The organism is gamma proteobacterium SS-5 (genome assembly GCA_009497875.2).
Taxonomy (GTDB): Bacteria; Pseudomonadota; Gammaproteobacteria; order Chromatiales; family Chromatiaceae; genus Magnetovirga; species Magnetovirga frankeli.
Window position 1 is genome coordinate 2,055,558 of the sequence record CP032508.2, and the last position, 17,419, is coordinate 2,072,976.

Consider the following 17,419-nt stretch of genomic DNA (forward strand, 5'->3'; position numbering starts at 1 on the left):
CAGATGGTTAATCGTGGTACGTCCCTTATTATTCATTCTCGACTACCCACGAGAATAGCTCGCCTTCTTCGCGGCTTCTGAGGCAAAGGCCGGTGCGGGAAGAGCAGCTCAAATAACGCCTTGGCCTAGCTACTTACTCCCTCTCCCCTTCAAGGGGAGACGACTACACGGAGGCAGGAGGTAGGGCGAAGCAGGATGCCCGAGCCGAGGGTTGGGGTGAGGGGTAAGTTGTACCGTCACTTTCCCCTGCTAGTGGAATGGAGCGATGGCTGCCGCAGCGCCATCCTGTTCGTGCTGGAAGAAGAAACCGACCCCAAGCGCTTCTCCATCCATCGCCTGGTCCACTACTGCCTCGACCTGGCTGAACTCTTCGACACCGAACGCCTGGTGCCCGTGGTCATCTTCCTGCACCCCGGCAGCTACCCCGAACAACTGCGGCTGGGCAGCGAAAACCGGGATTACCTCCACTTCAGCTACCTCAGCACCGCCCTATTCGCCACCCCGGCACGTCAGTATCTCAACAGCCCCAACATCGTTGCCCGGCTCAGGCTACCCTGCATGGACTACGCCCCAGAAGACAAGCTGGCCATCTACGCCGCCACCACCCGCGGCCTGATGGAACTGGAACCCGACCCCGAGCGGCGAAGTAAATACGCCGACTTTATCGACATCTACACCGCATTGGACGACAATGAACTCAAGCGCTACCAGCAAGACTACGCCGAGGAGAACCTTGCTATGACTGCATTATCCGTTCGCATGAGAGAAGAAGGTTTCCAAAAAGGCATACATCAAGGCATGCAACAAGGTATGCAATAAGGCGAAGCCGAAATACTGCTGCGCCTGATAAGCCGAAAATTCGGCCCCCAGGTCGCCCAGCAGCAGGAGGCGCGGATCAGGCAGGCCGATCTGAATAGCCTGGAACACTAGGCTGATGCCATCCTCAGTGCCGAAAGCCCGGATGAGCTGTTTGAGTGATGGCGCTGCATGGGGCCTTGAGGACAATGGCGTCAACTTAAGACATTTACGGGCTGCTTAGGCCGTTCGCTGAGCGAAGTCGAAGCGAGCGGCGGCTGGCTTCGGCCTTCGGCTAGGCTCAGGATGTCGCTCCGCTCAGCCAGCGCTTCCTCGCTAAGTTGACGACATTGGCTGTGAGGGAAAACAGACAGGCCGGTGCAGTGGGCAGAAGGTTAATCGTGGTACGCCCCTATTATTCACGTCCCCTATTATTCAAAGTGAGTGTCCTTTTGTTTACTTTTGTTTAGTAGGAGTTTATGCCCTCTGTGTCTAGAAGAATAGAATGAAGAGGAAGAGGATTAATCGTGGGTACGACCCCTGTTATTTATTGCTTAATTATTTGAATTAAGTGTGGCCCATTTAATTGGTGAGTGCAATGCAAATAGCGATTGAATTACCCAGTGATTTTGTAAATTTTCAAGGTGCCGACGAAACCCGACAAGAAATCACAGCCTCCTACGCCCTGTGGCTAGTCAAGCAAGGCCGAGTGACATTGTCTAAGGCGGCAGAGTTGGCGGGCGTCGATCTTTACGACTTCATGATGATCTGCAAAAGCAATAAGGTACCAGTAATCGACATTAGCCGTGACGAGCTGATCGCGGAACTATCGGGGTTTGACCCACGATGATCCTTGTTACCGACTCATCCGCACTGGTCGCGCTGGCTGCCTGTGACAGCGTGGCTTTGCTGCAGGCCAAGCGAATGGGCCTTGTCAGCCACATTGCCCCCCGTATGCGTCAAATTACCGAAAGCCCAATTTTCATCAGTGAAGGTCTGGTAGCAACGGTGCTTGAACTTGCTGGCGAACTCGACCAGTTGCCCTGAATGCTGTTATGAACCTCATCCCCGCCTTCATCCGCCGCCGCATCGCCCACCGGCCCAACCTGGTCAAGATCGTGGACAACATCGGCTGGCTGTTCTTCGACAAGATCCTGCGTATGGGCGTGGGGTTGCTTGTGGGCTGTGGATTGTCTGCTACCTGGGGCCGGAACGGGAGAAAAAGAATGTATTTAGTAAACTGTCACCGTAATTCTATACCGGCGCAACCTACCGACTAGATGGTGACCATGTGACAAAAACAGGAGCATGAAGCGTGCAGATTGAAGCGATCTACCGCGAAGGGCGAGTCCAGTTCACCAAGCCAATACAGCTAAAGAACCACCCGATCCGTGTTCGCATCGACATCCCCGACGATGAAATTGATTCGGCCGAATCGCACCAAGAATTTGACCTAGCGCTTTTCAGCACGCAGGTCCAGAAAGAGGTTGAACGGCTCAAGGCCCTGCAGGTGTCATCTGCGGCAGATGAGCTCGGGCTCGAAGAGGGGCCCGCGAATGAGGAAGATGCAGCCCGCTGGGCCGGTATCCTCATCCGCAATGAATCCAGCAACGAGCAAGGGCGGTAGCCATGCGCGACCTGCTTCTGGACATCAACATCATCGTCGACCTATGCGTTGAACGAGCAGGTTCGGCCAACAGCCGGATTGCGCTAGCGGTGGCAAAAGAACGTGATGTGCGTCTGTGGACCTACGCCGGTTCGGTGCAAACCATGGAGTATGTCGTCGCCGCCGAACTCCACGAACGCGCCCGAGGGAACGACCGTGCAATCAGCGCATCGGCAGCTCGCCGCCAGGCGCGGGTTCTACTGGGCAAGCTCACCACAGGCATGCAATGGCTAGCCGCACTTGCCAGCGAATGCGACGTCTTTGCCGAAGACGACCCGGAAGACGCCCAGCTCATCCGCTCCCTGGAGCGTATGCCCGGCACCTCGCGGCTGCTGACACGGGACAAACGGCTTCTTGCCCAACATCCCGAAAAAACAACAACACCCGAGTCGCTCATCCAACAGGCCCTCAAAAACCCTGCTGAGCCAGCCATCGACTTCATCGACCTGAAGGCCCAACAGGCCAGCATACGCCCCCAGCTCGAGCGCAACATCCATCGCGTCCTCCACCACGGCCAATACATCATGGGCCCTGAAATCCAGGAACTGGAGGAGCGCCTGGCCGATTACGTAGAAGTGGAACACTGCATCACCTGCGCCAGCGGCACAGACAGCCTGCTCATCGCCATGCTAGCCCTTGGCATAGGCCCCGGTGACGAAATCATCACCACCCCGTTCACCTTCATCGCCACTGGTGAAATGATCGCCCTGCTCGGCGCCAGGCCCGTCTTCGTCGATATCGATCCGCCCACCTACAACATCGACCCGACGAAGATTGAAGCAGCCATCACCCCCAACACCCGCGCCATCATACCGGTCAGCCTCTACGGTCAACCGGCCGACTTTGATGAAATCAACGCCATCGCTCAGCGCCACGGGCTGCCGGTGATCGAGGACGGTGCCCAATCCTTCGGCGCTACCTACAAGGCGCGCAAATCCGGCGCGCTTTCCGCCATCGGCTCCACCAGCTTCTTCCCCAGCAAGCCCCTGGGCGGCTATGGCGACGGCGGCGCCCTGTTCACCAACGACGACGCCCTAGCCAAGGCCATGCGCGAGATCCGCGTCCACGGCCAAGACCGGCGCTATAATCACCCGCGCATCGGCATCAACGGCCGGCTCGACACCCTTCAGGCCGCCGTGATTCTAGCCAAGCTGGACCGGTTCGATGACGAAATCGCCGCCCGCCAGCAAGTCGCCGCTCGCTACAACCAATGGTTAGCCGGAAGCGAAATCCTCACCACACCCTACAAGGCACCTGACCGAACCCACGTCTATGCCCAGTACAGCATCGAGGTGGACAACCGCGAAGCACTCCAGGCCGTGCTCAAGGCGCAGAATATACCCACCGCCGTCCACTATCCCCTCGGCCTGCACAGGCAGCCGGCATTCAATGCACTGGGGCAAGCAGAAGCCAGGTTCCCTCATACCAACTCCGCGGCCCAGCGGATAATGAGTTTGCCAATGCATCCATACCTGACCGCACGGCAACAACAGCAGGTAGTAGATGCCTTAGTCAACCCCAACATGGCAAACTGCGCCCCATGAAAGAGCACATCAGATCAAAGAACCCCTCCACCAGCACTTTCGAGAACTTCCCCTATTATTATCCGGCAAATATCGATGCATTACAGACTTGAACATGCAACGCAACAACTCAGTTTCTCTACATATCTGGCGCTTAAAATATTGAGAAACCTGAGGCGTAGATGAGGCCCCTAAAGTGTTGCGCAACAGTGTGTTTGTACCAAACATCTGGTTTAAATTACAGATGGTTAATCGTGGTACGTCCCCTATTATTACGTCCCCTATTATTATGATTTCTGAAAGCCTTGCAATCCGCTCAACCGGCATCCGAGATGCTTTTTGCTGTCATCGCCAAGATCAACAACGAAATGATGCAACGCAGCGTCCCGGGACACCCAGGAGTCATCGCCGATGAGCGATAACCTCCTTGTGCCAATTAATGGGATCGGCAACCAAACATGCCGCCGCCAAAAACAGACCCTGCGCCATGCCTAGCGCCCCAAACAAACCCAGCAACCGTAACCCCCTGCGTGACATCCCGCACTACTTGGGCGTGTTCCAAATCTACCTGGGGCCGCGCATGTACCTGGTCTTTGCCCTGACCCTGGTCGCCGCCCTCGCCGAAGGGGTGGGCATCCTCATGCTGTTGCCCTTGCTGCAGGGGCTGGGAGAAAACGGCCTGGGGCAGACCAGCCACACCGCAATGGCTCAAAACGCCAACAGCAGCAGTGGCATCAGCAGCTGGCTCAATGAACTGCTCGCCAGCCTGGGCCTGGCGGATTCAACCCTGGCGGTACTGCTCATCATCACTGCGGCCTTCATCGTCAAAGGCCTCATCACCTTTCTCGCCCTGGGCTATAACGCCTACCTGCGCGGCAAGTTGCTGCGCGAACTCAAGAGCCAACTGTTCGACCACTACAGCCATATGAGCTATAGCTACTACGCCAGCCGCGACACCGGCCACTTCATCAACCTCATCAACGCCCAGATCAACCTCATGCTGGCAGCCTTTGAGGCCCTGGGGCATTTGAGCGCCAGGTTGATCAACACCCTGATCTATCTATCTCGCCCTGGCCTTTCTCGTCGCCTGGCGCTTCGGCCTCATGGCGCTGCTGCTGGGCCTGGTCCTGCTCATGCTGTTCCGCTGGCTCAATCACTACGTGCGTCAACTCTCGCGCCAAACTGCACAAGAAAGCGGCCGCCTGGCCAAGTACCTCATCCAAACCCTGCACGCCTTCAAGTACCTCAGAGCCACCGGGCAAATACCCAAGCTCAAGCACGGCATCACCGCCTCCATCAGCCGCCTCACCGGCTACGAAATGCGCCGTGGCATCGCCGATGCCTTCACCCGCGCCATCAGCGAGCCCATCGCCGTGGTCTTCATCATGCTCATCGTCATGGCGCAACTGCTCTATTTCGAGCAACCCCTGGTGCCCATACTGGTCTCCATTGTCTTGTTCTACCGGGCCATCAACAGCATCCTCGGCATACAGCACAGCTGGCAGAGCACCCTGGACCACATCGGCAGTCTCGAACTGCTGCATACCGAATTCACCCAACTCAAACAGCACCAGGAAGCCGACGGTGGACACCAGCTAGGCCCCTTCAGCCAAGCCATCCGGCTACAAAACCTGCACTTTGGCTACAGCCCGGAGCTGGGGCCTGTGCTCAAAGACATCAGCCTGGATATCCCCGCCCAAAGCAGCATCGCCTTGGTAGGTGAATCGGGCGCGGGCAAATCCACCCTGGTGGACCTGCTCAGCCTCACCCTGCAACCCAGCAGCGGCGAGCTACTCATTGATGGCGTCAACGCCGCGCAACTCAACCGCACCAGCTGGCGCCAGCAGATCGGCTATGTCTCCCAGGAAACCGTCGTGTTCGACGACAGCATCGCCAACAACATCTGCCTCTGGCAGGGCGACCCCCAGCAAGACCCCCAGCTCATGGCGCAGATAGAGCAAGCCGCCCGCCAGGCCCATATTGCCCACTTCATCCAAACACTGCCCGAGGGCTACCACAGCCTGGTGGGCGACCGAGGTCTGCGCCTCTCCGGCGGCCAGCGCCAGCGCCTGTTCATCGCCAGAGAACTCTTCCGCCAACCCCGGCTGCTGATCCTGGACGAAGCCACCAGTGCCCTGGACTCGGAATCCGAACAGGCCATCCAGCAAAGCATCGACGCCCTCAAGGGCAAAACCACCCTGGTCATCATCGCCCACCGCCTCTCCACCATCCGCGATGTGGATCGCGTCTATGTCTTCGACCAAGGTCGGCTGGTAGAGCAGGGCGGCTATGCAGAACTCTGCGCCCGACCTAACTCGAGGTTTGCTAAGCTTGTTGCTTTGCAAAAACTCTAAATGCTCAGGTAGATACCCGCAGGAAAGAAGCCCATGGACCACGACCAGAACTACAAAAACCTCATCCTCGACTACCCACGCGAAGCGCTCGCCTTCTTCGCCGCCTCTGAGGCCCAGGCCATAGATGCGGGAGCGCGCATCGTCCCGGTACGGGAAGAGCAACTCAAAGAACGCCTGGGTGAGCGCTTTCGCGAACTGGACGTGCCCCTGCTGGTGGAATGGAGCGATGGCCGGCGCAGCGCCATCCTGTTCGTGCTGGAAGAAGAAACCGACCCCAAGCGCTTCTCCATCCACCGCCTGGCCCATTACTGCTTGGACCTGGCCGAACTCTTCGATACCGAACGCCTGGTGCCGGTGGTCATCTTCCTGCATCCTGGCAGCTACCCCGAACAACTGCGGCTAGGCAGCGAAAATCGTGATTATCTCCACTTCAGCTACCTCAGCACCGCCCTATTCGCCACCCCGGCAAACCAGTATCTCGACAGCCCCAACATCGTCGCTCGGCTCAGGCTGCCCTGCATGGACTACGCCCCAGAAGACAAGCTGGCCATCTACGCTGCCGCCACCCGCGGCCTGATGGAACTGGAACCCGACCCCGAGCGGCGGCTTAAATACGCCGACTTTATCGACATTTACACAGCCTTGGACGACAATGAACTCAAGCGCTACCAGCAAGAATATGCAGAGGAGAACCTTGCTATGACCGCATTATCCGTTCGTATGAGAGAAGAAGGCTTTCAAAAAGGCATACATCAAGGCATGCAGCAGGGTGAAGCCGAATTACTGCTCCGCCAGATAAGTCGAAAATTCGGCCCCCAGGTCGCCCAGCAGCATGAGGCGCGGATCAGGCAAGCCGACCTGGACAGCCTGGAACATTGGGCCGATGCCATCCTCAGTGCCGAAAGCCCGGATGAGCTGTTTGAGTGATGGCACGGCATCTGACCTGGCTTCGAGTATCGCGGAGGGGTGCGGGAGTAAATGAACAGACCGTTGCAGGAGGCAGAGGCTAATCGTGGTACGGCTCCTATTATCTCTGCAACATTCACACTAACGAGAAATCCATCAAAATGACTGATCGAATCACCATTGACCCAGCAATATGCCATGGCAAGCCCTGCATTCGTGGCTTGCGCTATCCTGTTGAAACGATTCTTGAGTGGCTTGCTGGCGGCATGAGCATAGAGGAAATCTTGTATGACTATGAAGACCTAGAGCGGGAGGACATACTGGCCGCATTGTCTTATGCCGCACGCCTAACCCATATCAAACGATTGGAGCCTATGGCTGCATGAAGCTCCTGATTGATGCGCAATTACCGCGACGTTTTGCGGGATGGTTGGCAGAAGCTGGACATGATGCATTGCATACACTAGACCTACCGCACAAAAACCGAACGCCTGATGCCGAGATAGTTGCCCTTGCCAATCAAGATGGGCGCATTGTGGTAACAAAAGACGATGACTTTGTGCAGACGTACATTCTTAACGGTGAACCATCACTGTTGTTAATTTCCACAGGCAATATATCCAATGCTGAACTCGAGAAACTTGTGCGCGCCAATCTGGTGGCGATAGAAAATGCACTCAGCGCTCATCGATTTGTTGAGATTACTCGTAATACACTTGTAATTCACGAATGAGTATAAAAAGGCTACTTGGCCACTCAACAACATACTGGTTATCACTCCACACAGATTGCGCAGTGGTCAATCGTGGTTCGTCCCCTATTATTTAAAGCAGGATGCCAGAGCCGAGGGATAGGGTGAGGGGGGGGTGAAACGCCTATTTTTCCACCTCACCCCAGCCCTCTCCTTGAAGGAGAGGTGGGCTAAACGCTTAATTTAATGGCAATGGCTGTTTGGGTGATAGCACGAAACCTGACCTGGCTTCGAGGATCGCTGAGCTGTGAAGAAGAAAAACCGACAGACCGGTGCAGCAGGCAGAGTGTTAATCGTGGTATGTCCCCTATTATTCGGGTAAGCCCGTTCCAGCAGGCCAACCCGAGGGTGTAGGAGCGGCCTTGGCCGCGAAGGGCGCAGAAATCGCGGGCAAGCCCGCTCCCACTGGGCCTGCCCTATTGATACGGTGAAAAATGACCGGTGTTTAATCGTGGTACGTCCCCTATTATCCCTGGTCGGGTGACTACTGCAGGCAGGCTGAGATGAGCACACCTCAAGAACTCGGATACTGTTTGCCAGAGGTTAGCATATCCGCTAACATTGCCCTGATGAGCTGGTCTATCAACTTCTTCAACGAACGCGTTCATCGTGAGATCACCGAGTGGCCAGTGGGCATTTACGCCGACTTCCTCCGTTTGGCTGGTCTCATCGAGGAAGACGGTTCCGATCTGCGATTGCCGCACTCCCGAGCCATGGGCGAGGGCTTGTTTGAGCTTCGTTGCAGGGGCGAGGAGGGAATTAGCCGGGCTTTTTACTGCACGATGGTTGGCCAGCAGATCATTATCCTGCACAGCTTCATAAAGAAGACGCAAGAAACGCCAGCCCGAGAACTCAAAACCGCTCGCAAACGGCTGAAAGAGGTGAAACATGGATAACGAAGGCTACAACCCGATTCGCTTAGACACTCAAGCAGAACTTGCCAGTGCAATGCAGCGCCCCGGCTTCAAAGCGGCATGGGATGGTTTGGAAGAGGAGTACGCTGCGATCAGCGAACTGCTGCAGGCACGCAAGCAAGCCGGACTGACCCAAGCTGAAGTCGCCACGCGTATGGGCACGACCAAAAGCGCCATCTCACGGTTGGAGGGATCGATCCGCAGTGACAGTCATTCGCCTTCGTTCGCTACGCTGCGTAAATATGCGCATGCCTGTGGCAAGCGACTGATCATCAAGATGGTGTGACACATCACGCCACCAGCGCCTCCTTCATTCCGACCAGTCCTACCTACGGCACCCTAACCACCTCGACCACCTACGCATCCCGGTCACCGGTGTAGGCAGGTGCCGCCATATCCACCGACCTGGCTCACCTACTCCACGCGAAGCCATCGGGGGTCTCCACGGCATGACGATGTCGGAATAGCGCCGCTCTACCCGCTCGGACTCGGTGCGCAGCTCCTTGATGACCTTCAGCTCCAGCCCCAGGATGTAGTGCGCCATGACCCGCACCAGCTGGCGGATCAGTTGCTTGGAGATGATGTCAGTGTGGCCCATGGGGAGAGTGTGGCATGGGTTCGGGGTGGCTGGCTAGAGGCGCAACGGTTGGTCAGGCGGCATTGGGGATAGTCATTCACACATCACCCCGGCAACACCCGCCCCGCCAGGTTCCGGATCGCCTCCTCCGCCATCGGCCCTTTGGTGGCCAGCACCCAGAGGTCCCAGCCCTGAGCGCGGCGCTTGCCTGCACTGGTGCTGAAGCCTGCCTGGTGTAGGGCCTGGGTCAGGCTTTTGAGGGTGAAGCCGGTCTTGTGGGCCATGTAGTAGTGGCCTAGGGCCAAGGCTTCTGTGTGACCGCTGGGCAGCGAACACCGCGACTACCTCCACTTCAGCTATCTCAGCGCCGCCCTGTTCGCTACCCCGGCAAACCAGTATCTCGACAGCCCCAACATCGTCGCCCGGCTCAGGCTGCCCTGCATGGCCTATGCGCCGGCAGAAGAACTAGAAATCTACGCCGCAGCTAGCCGCGGTCTGATGGAACTGGAACCCAACCCGGAGCGGCGGCTCAAATACGCCGACTTTATCGACATCTACACCGCATTGGACGACAATGAACTCAAGCGCTACCAGCAAGACTACGCCGAGGAGAACCTTGCTATGACCGCATTATTCGTTCGCATGAGAGAAGAAGGCTTCCAAAAAGGCATGCAACAAGGTATGCAACAAGGCGAAGCCGAATTACTGCTGCGCCTAATAAGCCGAAAATTCGGCCCCCAGGTCGCCCAGCAGCATGAAGCGCAGATCAGGCAGGCCGCCCTGGACAGCCTGGAACACTGGGCCGATGCCATCCTCAGTGCCGAAAGCCCGGATGAGCTGTTTGAGTGATGGCGCTGCGTGGGGCCTTGAGGGCAATGGAGTCAACTTAAGGCTTTCCCTGGCTGCTTAAGCCGTTCGCTGAGCGGAGTCGAAGCGAGCGGCGGCTGGCTTCGGCCTTCGGCTAGGCTCAGGATGCCGCTCCGCTCAGCCAGCGCTTTCTCGCTAAGTTGACGACATTTGCCGTGAGGGAGAAAAACAGACAGGCCGGTGCAGTGGGCAGAGGGTTAATCGTGGTACGTCCCCTATTATTCTATCGGGGTACGTCCCCTATTATTATCATTATTCAGTAACTTCCAGAAGGCGCCCAGCAATGCAAAACACCATTGAAATAACCTGTCCGCAAGAAATTTTGCTGGGCTTGCGCCTGGATGCTGATCAATTTGCCGATCTTGTCAAGGAAGAAGCTGCTGTGGCTCTATTTCGTGAGGGGCGCCTATCGTCGGGCATGGCCGCAAGCTGGCTTGGCGTTCCGCGGGCCCATTTTCTCCTGAAGGCCATGGGGGAAGGCGCAAATCTGCTGGAAAACAACGAGGATGATTTTCTTAGGGAGACTTCCTTGCTGTGATCGTTTTTTCTAACACCACACCTTTCATCGCGCTTTCTAGCATTGGCCAGTTAGAACTTCTGCCAGCGTTATTTGGCAAGGTGCATGTTGCCGAGTCTGTTGCCAGAGAATGCGCTGAGGGTGGACGAATCCTCGTTCCGGATCTTTGGACACTGTCTTGGGTTGTTCAGGTTTCAGATGAAGAAACATCGACATTACCCATTCTGTTCGAACTTGATCGTGGTGAACAACAAACCATCGGGCTCGCCAGAAAATGCAATGCAGACAGAGTAATCATCGACGAGCGTCTTGGTCGCCGCGTGGCTGAATATCTACAGTTGAACGTGACAGGCACCTTGGGTGTGCTGGCAAAGGCCAAGGACATTGGTCTGATACCATCATTCAGTGAAGCCGCGCAAACCATGAGGGAACAAGGTATCCATTACAACGTCGGCTTGGTGGCGCGGATTGCACAACGCCTAGGCGAAATATCACCATGAAATGGTTAATCGTGGTACGTCCTTATTATTATGGAGAAAGTTCATGATAACTGCTGAGAAGATTCTTGAAGAAGCGCGTGGCTTGCCTGAGTTTGAATTGCGCGAGGTGCTTGAGTTTGTCAGCTACCTGAAATCCCGCAGAAGCCAACTCGCTGCCCATGAAACTGCAGTCGAAGCAAATGCTGACTGGGCTGAATTTGAGAAGGGTGCTGGCTTTTGGTCTGGTAAGTTTGATCGTGCAGAGTGCTATGACCGCAAGATTCTTCGCTGATACCAATATCGCTGTTTATGCGCTGGACGCCGATCAGCAACGGCGGAAGCAGGCGCTCGCCATCATGCGGGCGCACCCAGTCATCAGTACTCAGGTAGTTAATGAGTTTCTGAGTGTTCTAATCGGTACCTGATTACCCACGTATCTCAGCCCTCATCTGGCGTTGGCTTGGCGCGGGGCATAGGGCGGGCCGCGCCCGCCGCCAAGCCACTTGCAATGAGGTTGCACTTTGCGAGGGCGCGGCGGCCACGGGCCGCCCTATGTGCTGTCAGATGCAGGTAAAGGCGAATCTCTCCGATAGGCTGAGGTTTGTGGGTAATCAGGCAATTCTTTGAATTAAGTGTGGCCCATTTAATTGGTGAGTGCAATGCAAATAGCGATTGAATTACCCAGTGATTTTGTAAATTTTCAAGGCGCCGACGAAACCCGACAAGAAATCACAGCCTCCTACGCCCTGTGGCTAGTCAAGCAAGGCCGAGTGACGTTGTCTAAGGCGGCAGAGTTGGCGGGCGTCGATCTTTACGACTTCATGATGATCTGCAAAAGCAATAAGGTACCAGTAATCGACATTAGCCGTGACGAGCTGATCGCGGAACTATCGGGGTTTGACCCACGATGATCCTTGTTGCCGACTCATCCGCACTGGTCGCGCTGGCTGCCTGTGACAGCCTGGCTTTGCTGGATGAAATTTTTGGTCAAGTTATCGTGCCAGAGGCGGTGTTTAATGAAGTTGTTCGCGCAGATAAATTCCAATCCAACCGCTTGAAGGATTACCTGCATAATAAGATTTGTACAGTAGAAATGCAGCGGTTTGTCTATCTCGATGCATTCGCCGATGCAGGCGAAACTGAGGCCATGCTGCTCTACAAAGAAGTCGCTGCAGACTACCTACTCATCGATGACAAACGTGGACGCAAGATTGCAAGCATCAACCAGATCAGAACCATCGGATCACTCGGCGTATTGCTGCAGGCCAAGCGAATGGGCCTTGTCAGCCACATTGCCCCCCGTATGCGGCAAATTACCGAAAGGCCAATTTTCATCAGTGAAGGTCTGGTAGCAACGGTGCTTGAACTTGCTGGCGAACTCGGCCAGTTGCCCTGAATGCTGTCATGAACCTCATCCCCGCCTTCATCCGCCGCCGCATCGCCCACCGGCCCAACCTGGTCAAGATTGTCGATAACATCGGCTGGCTGTTCTTCGACAAGATCCTGCGTATGGGCGTGGGGTTGCTTGTGGGCTGTGGATTGTCTGCTACCTGGGGCCGGAACGGGAGAAAAAGAATGTATTTAGTAAACTGTCACCGTAATTCTACCTCCACTTCAGCTACCTCAGCACCGCCCTATTCGCCACCCCGGCACGTCAGTATCTCGACAGCCCCAACATCGTCGCCCGGCTCACGCTACCCTGCATGGACTATGCACCAGAAGACAAGCTGGCCATCTACGCCGCAGCCACCCGTGGCCTGATGGAACTGGAACCCGACCCCGAGCGGCGGCTCAAATACGCCGACTTTATCGACATCTACACCGCCATGGACGACAATGAACTCAAGCACTACCAGCAAGACTACGCCGAGGAGAACCAAGCCATGACCGCGTTATCTGTACGCATGAGAGAAGAAGGCTTCCAAAAAGGCATGCAGCAAGGCATGCAGCAAGGCCGGCAAGAGGGAGAAGGCGAAGCCGAAATACTGCTGCGCCAGTTAAGTCGAAAATTCGGTCCCCAGGTCGCCCAGCAGCATGAGGCGCGGATCAGGCAGGCCGACCTGGGCAGCCTGGAACACTGGGCCGATGCCATCCTCAGCGCCGAAAGCCCGGATGAGCTGTTTGAGTGATCGCGCAGTACCTGGCCTCGGGGCAATGGAGTCAACTTAAGATATTTACAGGCTGCTTAAGCCGTTCGCTGAGCGGAGTCGAAGCGAGCGGCGGCAGGCTTCGGCCCTTCGGCTAGGCTCAGGACGCCGCTTCGCTCAGCCAGCGCTTTCGCGCTAAGTTGACGACATTTGTCGTGAGGGAGAAAAACAGATAGGCCGGTGCAGCAGGCAGAGTGTTAATCGGGATACGTCCTCTTATTAGGGGCAGGAATGGGACGAATAGGATAGTTTTTACCGATACGGGGTTAACTTGGCGCTTAGTTTGGGCAATAGTGTGAGACCCTCGCCAACACAGTGAATTGGTACGGGAACAGAAAGGAAAGCAGATAGGCCGTTGAGTTGGCAGAGGGATAATCGTGGTACGTCCCCTATTATTTCTATTATTTCATCGGTAAGCAACGCGTGCCTCGGGAGTTGGCTAATCGTTATGCGCGTATCCTGTTGCGTCGCTGCGAAGTTGTCGCATTAACCCAGCAGGTAGTCGAGTTGGCTATTCAGATCGGTGAGCGCTATCAGTGCAACCATTGGGACTCACTGGTGCTTAATCCTGGTACGTCCCCTATTATCCCTATTTCAAATTGAAGAGAAAGCAAATGAAAGCTGAAGTTACTGCAATCATAGAAAGCGCGTCAGAAGGAGGCTATTGGGCGGTATCTCCAGAATTTCCTGGGGCAAATGGTCAAGGTGAAACTATAGACGAAGCCCGTAATAGCTTAAAGGCTGCAATAAACCTATTAATAGAGGATCGATTGGAAGATGCACTCAGAGGATTGCCCGAAGACGCTATACGAGAAACGCTAAGCATCACATGAAACGCCGCAAACTGGAGAAATTGCTGCGCCAAGAAGGGTGTTATTTAAAGCGTGAAGGGGCAGAGCATTCACCCTGGATAAATCCCAATACAGGTAAAATTGAAGCCATACCCCGCCACAATGAAATAAAAGAAGGACTAGCGCTGAAAATATTGAGAAATCTGGTGCAAAAATGATGCCCATAAAGTGATATGCAACAGTGTGTTTATACCAAACATCTGGCTTGATTTTTAGATGGTTAATCGTGGTGCGTCTCCTATTATTATCCCCAGAGATCTGCGAAGAACCATAATTTGTAACTTTAGGAGTATTCATGATTAAAATTTTGTAACTATTCAGGGGCGCTTCAATAAAGTGCCCGTCAGAGCCAAGCCATAACTCTCCGAACCAAAAAATCACCTACATTTGCCCTTGACAGCATAGGAAGGCCCATCTATGCTGTGTTCCATCCTCTGTTTGAGAATGGGCTGTTCTCATGAGCAACTACTTTGGTTCCAAAGCGACTTCAGGTCTGTGTCAACCGATCATTGCCCTGATGCCGCCCCACGACACCTATATCGAGACCCATCTTGGCGGTGGCACCATCATGCAGCGCAAGCCACCGGCGCTGCGCAATATTGCCATTGATCTCGATCCGGCTGCACTGGCCCACTTTGAGTGTGACTATCCGATCGAGAAGGTCTGTGGCTGCGCCCATCAGTTTCTCCGCTCGTTCGACTTTCAGGGTCGGGAACTGATTTATTGCGATCCCCCTTATTTGCACCACACCCGCCGTTCCAAACGCCGTTATCGTTTCGAGTACGAGGAAAGTGATCATGTGCAATTGCTGGAACTGCTCAAGCAATTGCCTTGTGCGGTGATCCTCTCCGGCTATCCCTCGGCGCTCTACGACGATCTGCTGGGAGAGTGGCGTACCTTGGAACTGCAGGTGATGAATCAGGCCGGGGTCAGAACCGAGAAGCTGTGGTTCAACTTCACCCCGGACCGGGTGCACTGGCCGAGCTTTGCGGGGCGCAACTTCACGCACCGCCAGAGCATCAAACGCAAGGCACACAGTTGGGGGCGACGCTATCAGGCCATGCCTCCTGCCGAACGGCTGGCGGTACTGTCCTCGATCATGGCGGTGGAAGCCGGCGAAGTGTTCGAGTAGCCCGGCCCATGATAATCGACAACATCCCGGTCGAGCAGACCCTCGAGTCGGTCAGACGGCAGCTCGACGAGGAGAAAAACCTCTCACCGGCGCTGCGTGCATCGCTGGAGCTGCTGCTGACCCTGACCACGTTGCTGTTGAACCGACTGGGTCTCAATAGCCGCAACAGCTCCAAGCCCCCGTCCACTGACCCCAATCGCAAGAAGGCGGGGAAAAACGGCAACAACAATACCCCCGGTGCCCAGAAAGGCCATACGGGCCACCACCTGGAACTGGTCGATGATCCGGACCATGTCGAGTGGCTCCCGGTGGATCGTGCCACGCTTCCCACCGATGGCATCTTCCGGTGTATCGGCTATGAGCGCCGCCAGGTGTTCGATATCCACATTTCCCGGGTGGTCACGGAATATCGGGCCGAGATCCTGGCCGATGCACGGGAGCAACGCGTGGTCGCTCCCTTCCCGGATCATGTCAAGGTCAAGACCCAGTACGCCGCCGGGGTCAAAATCCACTCGGTTTACATGTCGCTGTTCCAACTGCTGCCCTACCAGCGCATCGAGGAGCACTTTGCCGATCAGTTCGGCCTTCCCTTGAGTGCCGGCAGCCTCTACAACTTCAACAAGGAGGTTTACGAAATGCTGGCCCCGTTTGAGGACTGGGCAAAGCGCGAGCTGTCGCGGGCGCTCCTGTTGCATGCCGACGAGACCGGGATCAACATCGGCGGAAAACGCAAATGGCTGCATGTGCTATGCAGTGCCACCCTGACCCTGCTGATGCCCCATGACAAACGCGGTGGCGAGGCCATAGCGGCGATGGGGGTCCTTCCCGGGTACACCGGCACCCTGGTACACGACCACTGGAAGCCCTACTACCAGCTTCTTTGTTACCACGCGTTGTGCAACGCTCACCACCTGCGGGAGCTGGAGCGCGCCTGGGAGCAGGATCAACAGCAGTGGGCCAAACAGGTGCAGGAACTGCTGCTGGAGATCAACAAAGCTGTCGATGAGGCGGGCGGTGTGTTGAACAGCACGCAGGCCGAGGCCTTCCGGGAACGATACCGACAACTGCTCAAAGCGGGACAGATCGAGTGTCCACCACCGGATGAGTCTCAGCGGAAATCGGGACAGCGGGGCCGGCTGAAACGATCCAAATCTCGAAACCTGCTGGAACGGTTGATTCAGTTCGAGACCGATGTCCTGCGCTTCATGGTGGAACGCGACGTGCCCTTTACCAACAATCAGGGAGAACGGGATCTGCGCATGAGCAAAGTTCAGCAGAAGATCTCCGGCTGTTTCCGTTCAGAGCTCGGGGCAAGAATCTTTGCACGCATCCGCAGCTATCTGTCCACCTGCCAGAAAAATGGGGTATCTTCCGAACAGGCATTGCGGCTCCTCTACGAGGGGCGGTGGCCCGATTTCATGGGGATGACCCCTGAATAGTTACAAAATTTTATTTATTCGCGCTGAATGGGACGAAGAAGCAGGCGTATGGGTTGCAACTTCAGATGATGTTCCTGGCTTGGCAACTGAAGCGGATACGCTTGAGCAACTTTCAGCCAAACTTGAAACCATGGTTCCTGAATTATTAGATGCCAATGGTTCTCTAGATGGCCCTGAAGTCCCTTTTGAGCTTCTTGCCAGAAAACTTTCTGTTGTTCATCGGATACCGGCGAATGGTTGCTAGCTTTACACCGGATCTGAAAAAGGCTCTGCAGGCCGCTGGATGTTATTTTGTTAGGCCGGGTAAGGGTGACCATGATATCTGGTTTTCTCCACATACCGGTATGCACTTTCCTGTCGATTCTAAAATAAAATCCCGTCACACTGCCAACGCAGTGTTAAGGCAGGCAGGTTTGAACAAAAAGTTCTAAACTTGGTATCCAACGAAATTTAATTGGGCTGACTACAGAGACCCGGCGAACTGTGTGTCTAGAAGAACGG

General features: G+C 55.6%; 24 protein-coding genes and 2 pseudogenes. 25 read left to right on the forward strand and 1 reads right to left on the reverse strand.

Annotation, left to right across the window (positions count from 1 at the left end):
• The first annotated feature begins 228 nt into the window (after positions 1–228).
• The 12 genes and pseudogenes from D5125_14700 (at position 229) to D5125_14755 (ending at position 9,195) form a co-directional block, all read left to right on the forward strand.
• On the forward strand, positions 229–819 hold the full coding sequence (locus D5125_14700; GenBank protein ID QFY90619.1) for a hypothetical protein: 591 nt from the start codon (positions 229–231) through the stop codon (positions 817–819).
• Between the two features lie 574 nt (positions 820–1,393).
• Positions 1,394–1,645 carry a UPF0175 family protein gene (locus D5125_14705; protein QFY90620.1) on the forward strand — a complete coding sequence of 84 codons (252 nt, stop codon included), beginning with the start codon at positions 1,394–1,396 and terminating at the stop codon, positions 1,643–1,645.
• On the forward strand, positions 1,642–1,842 hold the full coding sequence (locus D5125_14710; GenBank protein QFY90621.1) for a hypothetical protein: 201 nt from the start codon (positions 1,642–1,644) through the stop codon (positions 1,840–1,842). Before D5125_14705 ends, D5125_14710 begins: the two co-directional genes overlap by 4 nt.
• An 8-nt stretch (positions 1,843–1,850) precedes the next feature.
• Positions 1,851–2,011 (forward strand): annotated as a pseudogene (locus tag D5125_14715) (flippase).
• A gap of 99 nt (positions 2,012–2,110) precedes the next feature.
• A complete protein-coding gene (locus tag D5125_14720) occupies positions 2,111–2,422 on the forward strand; it encodes a hypothetical protein (protein QFY90622.1) in 312 nt (103 codons plus the stop codon).
• Between the two features lie 2 nt (positions 2,423–2,424).
• Positions 2,425–4,005, forward strand: a complete 1,581-nt coding sequence (locus tag D5125_14725; GenBank protein ID QFY90623.1) for an aminotransferase class V-fold PLP-dependent enzyme — start codon at positions 2,425–2,427, stop codon at positions 4,003–4,005.
• Positions 4,006–4,471: 466 nt separating this feature from the next.
• Positions 4,472–6,338, forward strand: a pseudogene (locus D5125_14730) (ABC transporter ATP-binding protein).
• 33 nt (positions 6,339–6,371) lie between these two features.
• On the forward strand, positions 6,372–7,265 hold the full coding sequence (locus D5125_14735; protein QFY90624.1) for a DUF4351 domain-containing protein: 894 nt from the start codon (positions 6,372–6,374) through the stop codon (positions 7,263–7,265).
• Between the two features lie 140 nt (positions 7,266–7,405).
• On the forward strand, positions 7,406–7,630 hold the full coding sequence (locus tag D5125_14740; protein QFY90625.1) for a DUF433 domain-containing protein: 225 nt from the start codon (positions 7,406–7,408) through the stop codon (positions 7,628–7,630).
• Positions 7,627–7,977: a DUF5615 family PIN-like protein gene (locus D5125_14745; protein ID QFY90626.1), complete on the forward strand. Its 351-nt coding sequence runs from the start codon at positions 7,627–7,629 to the stop codon at positions 7,975–7,977. Before D5125_14740 ends, D5125_14745 begins: the two co-directional genes overlap by 4 nt.
• 587 nt (positions 7,978–8,564) lie before the next feature.
• Positions 8,565–8,891 (forward strand): type II toxin-antitoxin system RelE/ParE family toxin, encoded by a 327-nt coding sequence (locus D5125_14750; protein QFY91183.1) that lies wholly within the window; start codon positions 8,565–8,567, stop codon positions 8,889–8,891.
• The gene (locus D5125_14755; protein ID QFY90627.1) at positions 8,884–9,195 is read left to right on the forward strand and encodes a helix-turn-helix transcriptional regulator; all 312 of its coding nucleotides are present in this window, start codon (positions 8,884–8,886) and stop codon (positions 9,193–9,195) included. The genes D5125_14750 and D5125_14755 overlap by 8 nt, the downstream gene beginning before the upstream one ends.
• 395 nt (positions 9,196–9,590) lie before the next feature.
• Here the strand turns inward: D5125_14755 and D5125_14765 are convergent, their stop codons facing one another.
• On the reverse strand, positions 9,591–9,791 hold the full coding sequence (locus D5125_14765) for a hypothetical protein (protein ID QFY90629.2): 201 nt from the start codon (positions 9,789–9,791) through the stop codon (positions 9,591–9,593).
• Between the two features lie 136 nt (positions 9,792–9,927).
• Here D5125_14765 and D5125_14770 point away from each other — a divergent pair, with 136 nt between their 5' ends.
• The 13 genes from D5125_14770 (at position 9,928) to D5125_14845 (ending at position 17,349) form a co-directional block, all read left to right on the forward strand.
• Positions 9,928–10,335 carry a DUF4351 domain-containing protein gene (locus D5125_14770; GenBank protein QFY90630.1) on the forward strand — a complete coding sequence of 136 codons (408 nt, stop codon included), beginning with the start codon at positions 9,928–9,930 and terminating at the stop codon, positions 10,333–10,335.
• Positions 10,336–10,636: 301 nt separating this feature from the next.
• A complete protein-coding gene (locus D5125_14775; GenBank protein QFY90631.1) occupies positions 10,637–10,891 on the forward strand; it encodes a UPF0175 family protein in 255 nt (84 codons plus the stop codon).
• A complete protein-coding gene (locus D5125_14780) occupies positions 10,888–11,370 on the forward strand; it encodes a DUF3368 domain-containing protein (GenBank protein ID QFY90632.1) in 483 nt (160 codons plus the stop codon). The genes D5125_14775 and D5125_14780 overlap by 4 nt, the downstream gene beginning before the upstream one ends.
• Position 11,371: 1 nt before the next feature.
• Positions 11,372–11,641 (forward strand): hypothetical protein, encoded by a 270-nt coding sequence (locus D5125_14785; GenBank protein QFY90633.1) that lies wholly within the window; start codon positions 11,372–11,374, stop codon positions 11,639–11,641.
• A 367-nt stretch (positions 11,642–12,008) separates the two neighbouring features.
• The gene (locus D5125_14795; protein ID QFY90634.1) at positions 12,009–12,260 is read left to right on the forward strand and encodes a UPF0175 family protein; all 252 of its coding nucleotides are present in this window, start codon (positions 12,009–12,011) and stop codon (positions 12,258–12,260) included.
• A complete protein-coding gene (locus tag D5125_14800; GenBank protein QFY90635.1) occupies positions 12,257–12,745 on the forward strand; it encodes a DUF3368 domain-containing protein in 489 nt (162 codons plus the stop codon). The genes D5125_14795 and D5125_14800 overlap by 4 nt, the downstream gene beginning before the upstream one ends.
• A 307-nt stretch (positions 12,746–13,052) precedes the next feature.
• Positions 13,053–13,478, forward strand: coding sequence for a DUF4351 domain-containing protein (locus D5125_14810; protein QFY90636.1), 426 nt, complete (start codon positions 13,053–13,055; stop codon positions 13,476–13,478).
• Between the two features lie 632 nt (positions 13,479–14,110).
• Positions 14,111–14,329: a type II toxin-antitoxin system HicB family antitoxin gene (locus tag D5125_14820; GenBank protein ID QFY90637.1), complete on the forward strand. Its 219-nt coding sequence runs from the start codon at positions 14,111–14,113 to the stop codon at positions 14,327–14,329.
• Entirely contained in the window at positions 14,326–14,505 is a 180-nt protein-coding gene (locus tag D5125_14825) for a type II toxin-antitoxin system HicA family toxin (GenBank protein QFY90638.1), read from the forward strand. Before D5125_14820 ends, D5125_14825 begins: the two co-directional genes overlap by 4 nt.
• 299 nt (positions 14,506–14,804) lie before the next feature.
• Complete coding sequence (locus D5125_14830) at positions 14,805–15,479, forward strand: DNA adenine methylase (protein ID QFY90639.1); 675 nt, start codon at positions 14,805–14,807, stop codon at positions 15,477–15,479.
• A gap of 8 nt (positions 15,480–15,487) precedes the next feature.
• Positions 15,488–16,918 (forward strand): IS66 family transposase, encoded by a 1,431-nt coding sequence (locus tag D5125_14835; protein QFY90640.1) that lies wholly within the window; start codon positions 15,488–15,490, stop codon positions 16,916–16,918.
• Positions 16,911–17,162 carry a DUF1902 domain-containing protein gene (locus D5125_14840; GenBank protein ID QFY90641.1) on the forward strand — a complete coding sequence of 84 codons (252 nt, stop codon included), beginning with the start codon at positions 16,911–16,913 and terminating at the stop codon, positions 17,160–17,162. The genes D5125_14835 and D5125_14840 overlap by 8 nt, the downstream gene beginning before the upstream one ends.
• A complete protein-coding gene (locus tag D5125_14845) occupies positions 17,152–17,349 on the forward strand; it encodes a type II toxin-antitoxin system HicA family toxin (protein QFY90642.1) in 198 nt (65 codons plus the stop codon). Before D5125_14840 ends, D5125_14845 begins: the two co-directional genes overlap by 11 nt.
• The last annotated feature ends 70 nt before the right edge of the window (positions 17,350–17,419 follow it).